Below are 13,399 nucleotides of genomic sequence, written 5' to 3' on the forward strand. Positions count from 1 at the left end.
ACGAAACAGGTAGGTCATGGCCGGGAACAGCCAGCGCAGGAACCGCCGCACGTCCAACAAGAAGGGCATGCAGGTCGGCAGCGGCGGTAACCGACGCCGTGCTCTCGAAGGCAAGGGACCGACGCCGCCCGCCGCCGCCCGCAAGGGACACAAGAAGAACCGGGTGGCGAACGCCCAGGCCAAGCAGGCCGTCGCCCGGCGCCCCGCCCCGCGCCGGGGTGGCGCCAAGGGCACGTCGGAGATGGTCGTCGGCCGTAACCCGGTCTTCGAGGCGCTGCGCGACGGCGTCCCCGCGACCACCCTCTACGTCCAGCAGTACATCGACAACGACGAGCGGGTCCGCGAGGCACTCCAGCTCGCCGGCGAGCGCGGCAACATCCACCTCATGGAGGCCCCGCGCCCCGAGCTCGACCGCATGACGAACGGCCTGAACCACCAGGGCCTCGTCCTCCAGGTCCCGCCGTACGAGTACGCGCACCCGGAGGACCTCACCGCCGCCGCGTACGACAACAACGAGGACCCGCTGATCGTCGCCCTCGACGGCGTCACGGACCCCCGCAACCTCGGCGCGATCGTCCGCTCCGTCTCCGCCTTCGGCGGCCACGGCGTCGTCGTCCCCGAGCGCCGGGCGGCCGGTATGACGGCCGGAGCCTGGAAGTCCTCGGCCGGCACCGCGGCCCGGACGCCCGTCTCCCGTGTCACCAACCTGACGCGCGCCCTGGAGGGGTACCAGAAGGCCGGCCTCACGGTCGTCGGCCTCGCCGCCGACGGCGAGCACACCGTCGAGGACCTGGAGGCCCTGGCGGGCCCCGTCGTCATCGTCATCGGCAGCGAGGGCAAGGGCCTCGGCCGCCTCGTCGGCGAGACCTGCGACTACCGGGTCCGGATCTCCATGCCGGGCGGTGCCGAATCCCTGAACGCCGGCGTCGCCGCGGGCATCGTGCTCTACGAGGTGGCACGCCGCAGGGCGTGACGCCCAGGAGGCCACGGGGCCCGGTCCGCCGGGTCCCGGGGGCCGGTCCCTCCTCGGGCCCCTCCTCGGGCAGCCGCGCGAGGGTCGTCGGCGGCGGCGGCGGCAGGAAGCACTCCTCGCCGCCACGCCGCCTCGCCGCCTTGCCGTCGCGCCAGGACGTCCTCGGGCGAGGAGCGAGAGGCGCGCTACGCGGAATCCACTACGCCGAAGTGCCGCCGGGCCAGGCGACGTACGCCACCTGTCTGCGGGCCGCCGCACTCGATGCGTCAGCCGGTATCCGCACCGGATCGTCCTCGGACGGGCGCCGGGAAGCGGTACGACCGGCCGCCGTCGACCAGCACGTCCTCCGGCCCGCCGACGGTCCGGGCCGCGTCTGCCTGGCGCTGGAGGACGACACCACCCTTCGCGAAGCGGCCAAGGCGTCCCCCTCCGCGCGCCTCGCGCACGCGGACTCGTCCCGCGCCGAAGGCTGTTGACGGTTCTCGGACACTTCGGACGAGTCAAGGCAGTGTCCTAATCACACATCACTCGGTTAGATGAGTGTGGACACCAGAACGCCTCGGTTCGACGACCAACCCGCCCTGAGCATGACGAAGGTGGACAGCGACCCCGCGCAGGTCATCGTCAGCCACGCCAGCTTCCGGGTGCAGCTCGCCCCGGGTCAGCGCACCCGTCTGCGCCCCATGGGCTCCGCGGGGCCGGTCAGGATCCCCGCCATGGGCGGCGCGGGCGGCCGCAGGCGGGCTCCCGTCGTCTGGAGCGGCAGGTCCGAGCCCGGCGACCCCGGAGCGACCGGACTCCTGCAGGCCGTACGGAACTCCACCGCCGGCCACCTCGACGCCCGCCCCGGCGGCGACTTCGGCCCGGGCCGCGACGACACGGGCGGCGGCACCCAGGTCATCCCGCGCCTCGACGAGACCCAGCCCAACCCCGTACTCCGGACGCCCCATCAGCCCGGAGGCGGCCGCACCGGACCGCTGCTGCCTCCCATGCGGCAGGCCGTCGGTGCCTACGACACCGTCGACACGCAGTCCCCCGACGCGTACGACCTCACCTACGACGACCGGCCCGGCACCGAGGACCGGGACCGCACCTCCGCCAAGGAACGGCGCCACGCCGGCGACACCGTCCGGAACGCCTACTATCCCGGCCGCCGGATGAACCTCGGCGTCGTCCTCCTCCCCCTGCGCGTCATCCTCGGCTTGCTCGCCGTCTACACGGGGATGGGCAAGCTCTGCGACCCCGCCTACTTCGACGGCGGCGACCGCGGCTCCATGGTCAAGTGGCTGACCTCGCTGCACCCTTGGACGGCCGCCGAACCTCTGCGCGACTTCGCGCTCTCCCACCCCGTCGCCGCCGGGCTGTCCGTCGCCTTCCTCCAGGTCGTCGTCGGCGTGCTCACCGTCCTCGGGCTCTGGCAGCGTGTCGCGGCGGCCTTCGGCGTCCTGCTCTCCGCCGCCATCCTGGTGACGGTCAGCTGGCGCACCGCCGCCGCCTACGACACCCCCGACATCATCCTGCTGGCCGCCTGGAGCCCGCTCGTCATCGCCGGCGCCCCCGTCTACTCCCTGGACGGACGTCTCGCAGGGGAGGCCTGGCGCACGCTCGGCCCGCGTTCCGGCATCTGGGACCTCCGCCGCCGCGTACTGCGCCGCGGCAGCGTGGTCGCCACCGTCGTCGTCGGTCTGACCCTGCTGGTCGGTTCCATGCTCGGCGGAGCCGTCCGCTCCACCGAGGTCGTCACCGTGCCAGGCCCCGACAGCTACCCGACCAACCAGCTGCCCGGCTCCCCGCTCCCCGACAGGTCCGAGGGCGGGAGGAGCAAGCCCTCACGGACCCCGGGCGGGACCCCCGAAGCGGCTCCCTCCAGCGCCCCCGGCACCCCTTCGGCCGAGGAGTCCACCCAGGGTTCCGACTCCACCGGCGGCTCCACCCCGACCGCCGGGGCGAGCGCGGGTCAGCCCAGCCAGACCCAGGGCACCGGCCAGGCACCTCCGCTGGAACCGGCCCCGCAGGAGCCCCCGACCGGTGACGCGGGCCCCAGCTCGTCCGGTTCCGCGGGCTCCGGCGGTACGACCGGCGGTGCGGACGAGGGCGGCTCCTCCGGCGGATCCGACGGGGGCTCCTCCGGCGGCGCCGGCCAGAACCCCATCGGCGGCCTGCTCGGCTGACACCGGCACCGCACACCGCGAGGGCGGTCACCGGACATCCGGTGACCGCCCTCGCGGTGCGTACGGGAGGCTCAGCCGCCCGCGGAGGAGCCCAGCTCCTTCGCCGCCTCCGTGAGGTCCTTCGCGGTGTCGATCGCCCGCCAGTACGCCCCGTGCGGCAGCGGAAACCCGGCCAGCCGGCGTTCGCGGGCCAGCCGGGGGAAGGTCGTCCGCTCGTGGTCGCCGCGGTCCGGCAGCATCGTGGTGAACGAGGGGGCGAAGACGTACACGCCCGCGTTGATCAGATACGGCGACGGGGGCGATTCGATGAAGTCGGTGATGTGCCCGAACGCGTCCGTCTCCACGGCGCCCCACGGGATACGAGGACGGGCGAGCGCGAGCGTCGCGGTGGCGTCCCGTTCCGCGTGGAAGGCGGCCATCTCCCGCAGCGAGAAGCGGGTCCAGATGTCGCCGTTCGTCGCGTACCAGGGCTCCGACGGATCGGGGAGCCGGGTCGCGGCATGCTTGAGACCGCCGCCACGGCCCAGGGGCTCGGTCTCGACGACGGTGGTGACGCTCAACGGAAGATCGGCCGAGGCCAGCCACTCCTGCAGCACATCGGCAAGATGGCCGCACGAGATCACGGCGTCGGTGACGCCCTCGGCGGCCAGCCAGGACAGCTGATGGCCGATGATCGGGGTCCCGGTCCCCGGGATCTCGACCATCGGCTTGGGGCGGTCATCGGTGTAGGGGCGCAGCCGCGAGCCCTGACCACCCGCCAGGATCACGGCCTGCGTCGGATACGTATGCATGCCAGGCACGATATGCCGTGCCCGTACACACCCGGCTCAGCTGAACTGCGCGACGCCCGAGGCGAACGAGGTGTCGCAGACCGGACGGGAGAAGCGGTGGGCGCGCGTCGGACCGTACTGGTCGACGGCGGCCTTGCCCAGCGCCTTGGCGATCGACATGCAGTGCTTCGCGAGGGACGGGCGCCCCTCGACGGTGCGCTGGAGGCTCGTCAACGCGACCCCCGGGTCCTTCTCCCGGAGCTCCAGCAGGAGCTTGTCCTGCAGAACGTCCTGGGGAGCCCGGGCCTTCGCCCGCTTGGTCACGGTCTCCGAGGCGGCGGTCAGCAACTGGGTCTCGGTGTCCTGCCCCGACCACTGCACACGGGTGACCGCGAGGGTCCCGGACAGCACCATGACGACGGGCAGTACGAGGGCGAGGGTTCGGCCGATTCGGCGCGCGGTGTGGGTCACGCAGGCGATCGTAGCGGGCAGTGATGAGTTGGCGACATTTCGTCACCCCTGTGAGGGATGGTTCGAGTGGGCTTTTCGAATTACGCGTTGACGGGCCGGGGCGAATCGACGTGGTGTGCCGGGGAATTCGGCGTCCGGCGGCTCCGAAACCCGATCTTCCCCGCGACACGCGAACGGCCCCGCGTTCTCGAGGAACGCGGGGCCGTAGCGGCTGGATCGTAAGGATCAGGCCGTCGGGCGGATCGGGCGGTCGGCCGGATCGGGCCGTCGGACGGATCAGGCGGTCAGGCGCTCACCGGTCGACGTGGCGAAGACGTGCAGCTCGTCCGGGCGCGGCACGACGTGCAGCTCGGTGCCCTTCTCCGGCACGGCGCGGCCACCGACGCGGACGACCAGGTCCTTGTGCTCGCCACCGACCTGCGCGGCACCGTAGACGAAACCGTCGGCGCCGAGCTCCTCGACGACGTTGACGGAGACGGCGAGACCGGCCGGGGCGTCGGCCGAGCCCTTGCTGAGGGTCTGCGCGGCGGCGCCGCCGTGCTCGACGATGTCGAAGTGCTCGGGGCGGATGCCGACCGTGACGGTGCTGTCACCGCGGTCGGCGGCGGCGGAGAGCGCCGCACGGGAGACCGGGACGACGCTGTTGCCGAACTTCACGCCACCGTCGGTGATCGGGACCTCGATGAGGTTCATCGCCGGGGAGCCGATGAAGCCGGCGACGAAGAGGTTCGCCGGGCGGTCGTACATGTTGCGCGGCGAGTCGACCTGCTGGAGCAGACCGTCCTTGAGGACTGCGACGCGGTCGCCCATGGTGAGGGCCTCGACCTGGTCGTGGGTGACGTACACGGTGGTGATGCCGAGACGGCGCTGCAGCGAGGCGATCTGCGTACGCGTCGACACGCGGAGCTTGGCGTCGAGGTTCGACAGCGGCTCGTCCATGAGGAAGACCTGCGGCTCACGCACGATGGCGCGGCCCATCGCCACACGCTGACGCTGACCACCGGAGAGCGCCTTGGGCTTCCGGTCCAGGTAGTCGGTGAGGTCCAGCATCTTGGCGGCCTCTTCGACCTTCGCGCGGATCTCCGTCTTGTTGATCCCGGCGATCTTCAGCGCGAAGCCCATGTTGTCCGCGACGGACATGTGCGGGTAGAGCGCGTAGTTCTGGAACACCATGGCGATGTCCCGGTCCTTCGGGGGCAGGTGCGTGACGTCGCGGTCACCGATGCGGATCGCACCGCCGTTGACGTCCTCGAGACCCGCGAGCATGCGCAGGGAGGTCGACTTGCCACAACCGGAAGGACCGACGAGGACGAGGAACTCGCCGTCCTCGATGTCGATCTCGAGCTGGTCCACAGCCGGCTTCGTGGAGCCGGGGTAGACGCGGGACGCCTTGTCGAACGTGACACTGGCCATGACGATTCTTCTCCTCCACCGGCAGGAACGTGCCGGACGATCCGAGTAGGGAGTGGTGTGGTCCACTGGAGTGAACCTGAGGTGACGCTACCTGGCGTTTTCGGATCTGTCAGTAGTCCGGAGTCCCGAATATCGAGCAGGTTCCGGTCCCGGCGTTGGTTACACTGCTTCCGCGCGCCTCCTTAGCTCAGTCCGGCCAGAGCAACGCACTTGTAATGCGTAGGTCGTCGGTTCGAATCCGACAGGGGGCTCAACGAAAGCCCAGGTCAGATTCCCTCTGTCCTGGGCTTTCTCGTTCGGCCCGGGGCGATCTCCGGCCGTCGCGCGGAAGTGGCGGACGTCCGGCGGTGTGCCGTCCTACGGCTCTTTCCGGTCGGAGGCCCCCGCGCGCAGGCCGTCCATGACGAGGTCCAGGAGGCGGGCGGCGCGCGGTTGCCAGTTGCCGTGGGGGTCGAGCTGCCAGAGGCCGGCGATGGCGAGGACGAAGTCGTCCGCGGTCACGCCCGGGCGGATGGTGCCGGCCTCCTCGTTGGTGCGGAGCAGGAGCTCCGCCGCGGACGTCACCGGGGTGTGGCCCGGCTTCGCCGGGCTGCCCGGCGCGCTGGTGGCCTGGCGGATCGCGTCCGCCAGGCCGGCTTTGGTCATGGCGAAACGGGCGAGGTGGTCCATCCACTCGCGCAGGGCCCGAGCGGGCTCAAGGGTCCTGATCAGCTCGGTCGCGGCGTCGGCGACCTGCTGCATCTCGTAGCGGTAGATCTCGAGGACGAGAGCCTCGCGGCTGGGGAAATTGCGGTAGAGCGTGCCCTGCCCGACGCCTGCCTTCTTGGCTATCACGCTGAGCGGGGCATCCGCGCAGAGCGTCAGCTCGGTCAGGGCCACTTCCAGGATGCGCTCGCGATTTCGCTGTGCGTCCGAACGCAGCGGTGCGTCCTTCTTCTGCCGCACTCGTCCTCCTCACGGGGTTGTGGCCGAATCCCGCCCTTGCATAAGTGGACAACTGTCCACTACTTTTTTCGGTGAACGGACAACTGTCCGGTTAGGTTCACCTTAGCGGTGGGCGGCCGGGACGGACAGCTGTGGGCGGCACCGGCATCCTCCTCGATGTGTTGCGCGCTTCCGGTCTGCCGACGCCGCGTGCGCGTCCGTCCTCCCTCTCCCGGCACGTCTCCGGTTCCTCTCCGACACGTCTCCGCGTCTTCCGTTTCCTCTGCTTGCCGGGCCGTCCTCGCGAGGTGGTCCGGGAATGAGAAAGAAGGCTGATCATGGCCCCGACGCCCTCGTCGACGCACAGCGCCATCACTCTGAACATCAACGGCGAGAAGCACTCGCTGACCGTCGACCACCGGACCACCCTGCTCGACGCCCTGCGCGAGCGCCTCGATCTGACCGGTACCAAGAAGGGCTGCGACCAGGGGCAGTGCGGTGCGTGCACCGTCCTGCTCGACGACAGGCGGGCCGTCGCCTGCCTGCAACTGGCAGTGGCGGCCGAAGGGCGGGAGGTCACCACCGTCGAAGGCCTCGCCGAAGGCGATCAACTCCACCCCGTGCAGCAGGCGTTCCTCGACCTCGACGGTTACCAGTGTGGTTACTGCACCCCGGGCCAGATCTGTTCGGCCGTCGCGGTGATCGAGGAACACGCCGCCGGCTGGCCGAGCGCCGTCACCGACGACGTACGCGCTGAAGCGGGGCCACCGCCACTGACGGCCGAGGAGATCCGGGAGCGGATGAGCGGCAACCTGTGCCGTTGCGGCGCGTACGTGTCGATCGTGCAGGCGGTCGAGCGCGCGGCCGGGATCCATGCGCAGGCCGCGAGGACCGCGGAGAGCGCACCGGCCGTGACGAGTGAGGGAGCAGCGGCATGAAGGAGTTCGGATATGAGCGCGCGGTCGACGTCTCCGGGGCACTCGCACTGCTCGACGCCGACCCGGACGCCCGGTTCCTCGGCGGCGGCACCAATCTCGTCGACCTGATGAAGACCGGCGTCGAGCGGCCCGGCCGGCTCGTCGACGTACGTGAACTCCCGCTGGACCGGATCGAGGTGACCGGGAGCGGCGGGCTGCGCATCGGCGCGACCGTCACCAACAGCGACCTCGCGGCCCACCCTGACGTGCGGCGCAGCTACCCGGCCCTGACCCAGGCGGTGCTGGCCGGTGCTTCCGGGCAGCTGCGCAACATGGCGACCGTCGGCGGGAACCTGCTGCAGCGCACCCGCTGCGGCTACTTCGCCGACGTGACCAAGCCGTGCAACAAGCGCGTACCCGGCAGTGGCTGCCCCGCGATCAAGGGTGAGCACCACAATCACGCGATCCTGGGCGCCTCCGACCACTGTGTGGCCACCCACCCCTCGGACCTGGGGGTGGCACTGGCGGCTTTCGACGCCGTCGTCTCCTACGAAACGGCCGACGGACCGGGCGAGTTGCCCGTCACCGAGTTCTACCGGCCGGTGGGTGACACCCCGCACCGGGAGACCGCCCTTCCGGCGGGAGCACTGATCACCGGCGTCACCCTGCCGCCCGCCCCGGTGGCCGCGAACTCCCGCTACCGCAAGGTGCGCGAGCGGGCCTCGTACGCCTTCGCGATCGGCTCGATCGCCGCCGCGCTCGACGTCCGGGACGGCGTCGTACGCGAGGTGCGCCTGGCCTTCGGGGCGGTCGCCTCCCGCCCGTGGCGGGCGCACACGGCCGAACAGTCCCTGACCGGCGGCCCGGCCGACGCCGCGGCCTTCGCCGCTGCCGCCGACGCCGAACTGGCGGCCGCCCGGCCGCTGCCGCACAACTCGTACAAGGTGACACTGATGCGCAACCTCGTCGTCGCCGTGCTCAGCGAACTGGCCGAGGAGGCCGCCCGATGACCACCACCACCACGACCGGGACCAGGGCGACGAAGGCCGTCGGTACCGCGCACACCCGCGTGGAGGGCCGGGACAAGGTCACCGGAGCGGCCCGCTACGCGGGCGAGATCCCCTTCGCCGAACTCGCCCACGGCTGGCTGGTGTTGTCGACGATCACCCGTGGCCGTGTCCTCTCGGTGGAGGCGGAGGCAGTCCTGGAGATGCCGGGCGTCCTCACCGTCCTGCACCACGGCAACGCCCCCCGGGTCGACATCGACTACGTCGGCATGCTCGGAATGTCGCCGGACCCGACCGTCGCCGTCTTCCAGCACGACCGGGTGCCGCACGCGGGCTGGCCGGTCGCGCTGGTCGTCGCCGAGACCTCCGAGCAGGCCAGGGAAGCCGCCGAAGCACTGGTGGTGCACTACGAGGAGGAACCGCACGACGTCACCTTCTCCGGGGAGCACCCGGACGCGTACACGGCGCAAGGCCCCGGCGGGCCGGGAGTGACGGAGAAGGGGGACCTGGAGGCCGAGCTGGCCGCGTCCGCCGTGGTTCTGGACGCCGAGTACTCCACGCCGGAAGAGCACCACAACTCGATGGAGCCTCATGCGGTGACGGCTCTGTGGGACGGTGGCCGGCTCGAGGTCGTGGACTCCAACCAGGGCACGTTGTGGGTCGCGGGCGAACTCGCGAAGCTCTTCTCGCTCGATCCGGCCTCGGTGCGGGTGAGGTCCGAACACGTCGGGGGCGGTTTCGGGAGCAAGGGCGTCCGCGCGCACCAGGTGGCCGCGGTGATGGCGACGACCGCCCTGTCGCGCCCGGTCCGGGTCGTCATGACGCGCCGTCAGACGTTCTCGCTCGCCGGCTACCGGAGTCCCACGGCCCAGCGGGTCCGGCTCGGCGCCGACGCCGAGGGACGACTGCGCGCGCTGGAGCACCGCTGCCTGAGCCTCACCTCGACCGTGCACGAGTTCATCGAGTCGGGCGCCGGCCCGGCGCGGGTGATGTACGACGCCCCCGCCCACCACACCGCCAACCGGGTCGTTCGGCTCGATGTGCCGAGTCCGACGTTCATGCGCGCTCCCGGTGAGGCGCCCGGGTCGTTCGCGCTGGAGTCGGCGCTCGACGAACTGGCCGAGAAGTGCGGCATCGACCCGATCGAGCTGCGCGCGCGTAACGAGCCCGAGCGGGGTCCGGTCTCCGGTCTGCCGTTCAGCACCCACAACCTGTCCGCCTGCTTCCGGGAGGGCGCCCGCAGGTTCGGCTGGGCCGACCGCGACCCGCGGCCGGGCCTTCGCCGGGAGGGGCGCTGGCTGCTCGGCACCGGGACGGCGGCGGCCTCCTTCTTCGCGGGTGCGGGGCCGTCCACGGCGGCCGTGACCGCGGAGGCGGACGGCACCTTCACCGTGCGGATCAACGCGGCGGACATCGGAACCGGTTCGCGGACGGCCCTCACCCTGGTCGCCGCCGACGCTCTACAGGTGCCGACCGACCGGGTGCGCGTGAAGATCGGCGACAGCGATTTCGGCCCCGCGATGATCGCCGGCGGCTCGATGGGCACCCGGTCGTGGTCGTGGGCGGTCACGGTCGCGGCGGACGAACTGCGGGAGCGGCTCGCGCTGAGCGACGGCATTCCGCCGGAGGGCATCACCGTACGGTCGGACACCACCGAGGCCGTCGGAGCCCTCGCGCAGAAGGAGCGGCACTCCTTCGGGGCGCAGTTCGCCGAGGTCGCCGTGGACGTGGCCACCGGAGAAGTGCGCGTACGTCGCATGCTCGGCATCTTCGCCGCCGGCCGGATCGTCAACCCGCTGACCGCACGCGGCCAGTTCACCGGCGGGATGATCTGGGGCATCTCCATGGCCCTGCACGAAGAGGCGATCCGGGACCGGAACACCGGCGCCCTCTACGGTGCCGACCTCGCGGGCTATCACCTCGCCACGAACGCCGACGTGCCGCTCGTCGAGGCGGACTGGGTGGACGACCCGGACCCGGACGACCCGGTCGGGATCAAGGGCATCGGGGAGATCGGCGTCGTGGGGGCCGCGGCGGCGATCGCCAACGCCGTCTGGCACGCGACCGGTGTGCGCCACCGCAGCCTGCCGATCCGGCCGGACCGTGTCCTGGAGGCGGGTGCGCATGCTTGACATCGCCCATGAGCTGGCCCGCTGGACCGAGGAGGGAAGGGAGTTCGCCGTCGCCACCGTCGTGGCCGTCGGCGGCAGCGCGCCGCGCGGTCCGGGCGCGGCACTCGCCGTCGACAGCGAGGGCACGGTCATCGGCTCGGTCTCCGGCGGCTGTGTGGAAGGGGCGGTGTACGAGCTGTGCGTCCAAGCGCTCCAGGACGGCGAGTCCGTCCTGGAACGCTTCGGCTACAGCGACGAGGACGCCTTCGCGGTCGGGCTGACCTGCGGCGGGGTCATCGACGTCCTGGTCACCCCGGTCGGTGCGCAGGCGCCTGCCCGGGAGGTGTTCCGGTCGGCGTTGTCGGCCGCCGCCTCGGGTGAGCCCGTGGCTCTCGCCCGGGTCGTCCGGGGCCCGGCCGAACTCCTGGGCAGGGCACTGCTGGTGCGTTCCGACGGGGTGTACGCGGGGTCGTACGGCAGCGGCTCCGTGGAGCTGGACCGGACGGTGGCGGCCGAGGCGCGGGCGATGCTGGATGCCGGGCGCACCGGCACCCTCGACCTCGCGGAGGACGGAACGCACTGCCCCGGCGGCCTCACCCTCCTCGTCGAGTCGAACGTGCCACCGCCTCGCATGATCGTGTTCGGCGCGATCGACTTCGCCGAGGCGCTCGTCCGCGCCGGCAAGTTCCTCGGCTACCACGTCACGGTGTGCGACGCCCGTCCTGTCTTCGCCACCCGGGCCCGCTTCCCCGAGGCCGACGACCTCGTCGTCGACTGGCCGCACCGCTATCTGCGGCGCACCGCGACCGACGGGCGCACGGTCCTGTGCGTGCTCACCCACGACGCCAAGTTCGACATCCCTCTGCTGAAGCAGGCCCTGCGGATGCCGGTCGCGTTCGTCGGGGCGATGGGTTCGCGCCGGACGCACGCGGACCGTGACCGGAAGCTGCGGGAAGCCGGGCTGCGCGAAGCGGAGTTGGCGCGGCTGCGGTCGCCGATCGGTCTCGACCTCGGTGCCCGTACGCCCGAGGAGACGGCCTTGTCCATCGCGGCGGAGATCGTCGCGGCCCGGCGTGGTGGGACGGGCGTCCCCCTCACGGGTTCGGCGACGCCGATTCACCGCGACGGGAGACAGCGGGACGCGGCGGAGGCAGCGGAGGCCGCCTGAGGGCCCGGAAGTCGGGGGAACGCGTCACCGCGGCGGCGGACGGGTCGGTCAGCGCCGGCCCGCGATGCGGTCCGCCGCCTTCGCGAGGCGGTCCGTGCCGAGGCTCGGTGAGGTGGACTCGCGGCGGTCGGCCTTGCGGTAGGCGGCGTACAGGGTGTGGACGCCGAGCCAGCGGAAGGGTTCGGGTTCCCAGCGGCGGACCCTGTGGTTGACCCAGGGAAGGGCGGTCAGGTCGGTGGGGCCGGCCTGGCCGGAGTCCTGCTGGATGAGGTCGCGCAGGGTGCGGGCCGCGAGGTTGGCGGTGGCTACGCCGGAGCCGACGTAGCCACCGGCCCAGCCGAGGCCGGTGCTGCGGTCCAGGGTGACGGTGGCGCACCAGTCGCGGGGAACGCCGAGCACGCCGGACCAGGCGTGGTCGACGTGGGCGCCCGCGGTGGTGGGGAAGAAGCGGACGAGCAGGTCGCGCAGGGCCTCGACGGTCGCGGGCCGGGTGCGTCCGTCATGGTCGGTGGCCGAGCCGTAGCGGTAGGGGACACCGCGTCCGCCGAGGGCGATGCGGTCGTCGGCGGTGCGCTGGGCGTACATGTAGGCGTGGGCCATGTCGCCGAGGGTTTCCCGGCCGTCCCAGCCGATGGTGTCCCAGAGGGCCTCGGGCAGGGGCTCGGTGACGATCATGGAGGAGTTCATGGGGAGCCAGGTGCGCTTCTGGCCCTTGAGGCCCGATGTGAAGCCCTCGGTGCAGCGCAGGACGTAGGGGGCGCGGACCGTGCCGTACGGGGTGACGGCGTGTTTGGGCTTGATCTCGGTCACGGGGGTCGACTCGTGGATCGTGACGCCGAGGGCTTCGACGGTGTCGGCGAGGCCCTTGACCAGCTTGGCGGGGTGCAGGCGTGCGCCGTGCGGGGTCCAGCTGGAGCCGACGGCTCCGGACACCCGGACGCGCTCGGCGGTCTCGCGGGCGCCGCGCAGGACGCGGTCGGTCTCGCCGAAGGCGATCTCGACGGAGTGGAAGTCCTTGAGGCGGGCGAGCTGGGAGGGGGTGTGGGCGACTTCGAGGACGCCGCCGTGGTGGATGTCGGCGTCGATGTCCTCCTCGCCGGCGATGCGGATGACCTCGCCGACGGTGTCGTTCATGGCTTGCTGGAGGCGGACCGCGGCCTCGTGGCCGTGCAGTGCGGCGTAGCGGTCGCGGCCGGCGATGCCGTTGTAGAGCCAGCCGCCGTTGCGGCCGGAGGCGCCGTATCCGCAGAACCTGGCTTCCAGGACGGTGATGTTGAGGAAGGGGACGGCCTTCTTGAGGTAGTACGCCGTCCAGAGGCCGGTGTATCCGCCGCCGACGATGCAGACGTCGGCGCTGGTGTCGCCGGGCAGGGGTTCGCGTGGGGCGGGGGTGCCTTCGTTCGCGTACCAGAAGGATATGCCGCCGTTGACGGTACTGACGGTGCTCATGTGTCCCCTGATTGTCCGTGTGCAG

At 71.8% G+C, this 13,399-nt stretch carries 12 protein-coding genes and 1 tRNA gene; 8 read left to right on the top strand and 5 right to left on the bottom strand.

The window, feature by feature from the left end; translation table 11 throughout:
• Positions 1 to 16 precede the first annotated feature (16 nt).
• Genes rlmB through ACFYQ5_RS17750 form a run of 3 tightly spaced genes read left to right on the top strand, consistent with a single transcriptional unit; the run spans position 17 to position 3,144 of the window.
• Positions 17 to 973 carry a 23S rRNA (guanosine(2251)-2'-O)-methyltransferase RlmB gene (gene rlmB / locus ACFYQ5_RS17740; RefSeq protein WP_389198374.1) on the top strand — a complete coding sequence of 319 codons (957 nt, stop codon included), beginning with the start codon at positions 17 to 19 and terminating at the stop codon, positions 971 to 973.
• Positions 970 to 1,449 (top strand): dTDP-4-dehydrorhamnose 3,5-epimerase family protein, encoded by a 480-nt coding sequence (locus ACFYQ5_RS17745; protein WP_389198376.1) that lies wholly within the window; start codon positions 970 to 972, stop codon positions 1,447 to 1,449. The genes rlmB and ACFYQ5_RS17745 overlap by 4 nt, the downstream gene beginning before the upstream one ends.
• Before the next feature lie 60 nt (positions 1,450 to 1,509).
• Entirely contained in the window at positions 1,510 to 3,144 is a 1,635-nt protein-coding gene (locus ACFYQ5_RS17750) for a DoxX family membrane protein (protein ID WP_389198378.1), read from the top strand.
• A gap of 71 nt (positions 3,145 to 3,215) precedes the next feature.
• On the opposite strand, the gene ACFYQ5_RS17755 is transcribed toward ACFYQ5_RS17750, so the two are convergent.
• The 3 genes from ACFYQ5_RS17755 to ACFYQ5_RS17765 form a co-directional block, all read right to left on the bottom strand.
• Positions 3,216 to 3,935: an NDP-sugar synthase gene (locus tag ACFYQ5_RS17755; RefSeq protein WP_389198380.1), complete on the bottom strand. Its 720-nt coding sequence runs from the start codon at positions 3,933 to 3,935 to the stop codon at positions 3,216 to 3,218.
• A gap of 36 nt (positions 3,936 to 3,971) precedes the next feature.
• The gene (locus tag ACFYQ5_RS17760; RefSeq protein ID WP_389198382.1) at positions 3,972 to 4,385 is read right to left on the bottom strand and encodes a hypothetical protein; all 414 of its coding nucleotides are present in this window, start codon (positions 4,383 to 4,385) and stop codon (positions 3,972 to 3,974) included.
• 276 nt (positions 4,386 to 4,661) lie between these two features.
• Positions 4,662 to 5,798, bottom strand: a complete 1,137-nt coding sequence (locus ACFYQ5_RS17765) for an ABC transporter ATP-binding protein (RefSeq protein ID WP_389198384.1) — start codon at positions 5,796 to 5,798, stop codon at positions 4,662 to 4,664.
• A 176-nt stretch (positions 5,799 to 5,974) separates the two neighbouring features.
• Between ACFYQ5_RS17765 and ACFYQ5_RS17770 the strand changes: the two genes are divergently transcribed.
• Positions 5,975 to 6,049: transfer RNA gene (locus ACFYQ5_RS17770), tRNA-Thr, on the top strand.
• Positions 6,050 to 6,155: 106 nt separating this feature from the next.
• On the opposite strand, the gene ACFYQ5_RS17775 is transcribed toward ACFYQ5_RS17770, so the two are convergent.
• Positions 6,156 to 6,743, bottom strand: coding sequence for a TetR/AcrR family transcriptional regulator (locus tag ACFYQ5_RS17775; protein WP_389198386.1), 588 nt, complete (start codon positions 6,741 to 6,743; stop codon positions 6,156 to 6,158).
• A gap of 317 nt (positions 6,744 to 7,060) precedes the next feature.
• On the opposite strand from ACFYQ5_RS17775, the gene ACFYQ5_RS17780 reads away from it, so the two are divergent.
• The 4 genes from ACFYQ5_RS17780 to ACFYQ5_RS17795 are packed head-to-tail and all read left to right on the top strand — an operon-like array spanning position 7,061 to position 11,925.
• Positions 7,061 to 7,660 (top strand): (2Fe-2S)-binding protein, encoded by a 600-nt coding sequence (locus tag ACFYQ5_RS17780; RefSeq protein ID WP_389198387.1) that lies wholly within the window; start codon positions 7,061 to 7,063, stop codon positions 7,658 to 7,660.
• Positions 7,657 to 8,649: an FAD binding domain-containing protein gene (locus ACFYQ5_RS17785; RefSeq protein WP_389198388.1), complete on the top strand. Its 993-nt coding sequence runs from the start codon at positions 7,657 to 7,659 to the stop codon at positions 8,647 to 8,649. Before ACFYQ5_RS17780 ends, ACFYQ5_RS17785 begins: the two co-directional genes overlap by 4 nt.
• Entirely contained in the window at positions 8,646 to 10,778 is a 2,133-nt protein-coding gene (locus ACFYQ5_RS17790; protein ID WP_389198389.1) for a xanthine dehydrogenase family protein molybdopterin-binding subunit, read from the top strand. Before ACFYQ5_RS17785 ends, ACFYQ5_RS17790 begins: the two co-directional genes overlap by 4 nt.
• A complete protein-coding gene (locus ACFYQ5_RS17795) occupies positions 10,771 to 11,925 on the top strand; it encodes an XdhC family protein (RefSeq protein WP_389198391.1) in 1,155 nt (384 codons plus the stop codon). The genes ACFYQ5_RS17790 and ACFYQ5_RS17795 overlap by 8 nt, the downstream gene beginning before the upstream one ends.
• Before the next feature lie 48 nt (positions 11,926 to 11,973).
• Here ACFYQ5_RS17795 and ACFYQ5_RS17800 read toward each other — a convergent pair whose 3' ends face one another.
• Complete coding sequence (locus ACFYQ5_RS17800; RefSeq protein ID WP_389198393.1) at positions 11,974 to 13,374, bottom strand: NAD(P)/FAD-dependent oxidoreductase; 1,401 nt, start codon at positions 13,372 to 13,374, stop codon at positions 11,974 to 11,976.
• Between the last annotated feature and the right edge of the window lie 25 nt (positions 13,375 to 13,399).

It is taken from the genome of Streptomyces sp. NPDC005794, from assembly GCF_042871445.1.
Classification (GTDB): Bacteria; Actinomycetota; Actinomycetes; order Streptomycetales; family Streptomycetaceae; genus Streptomyces.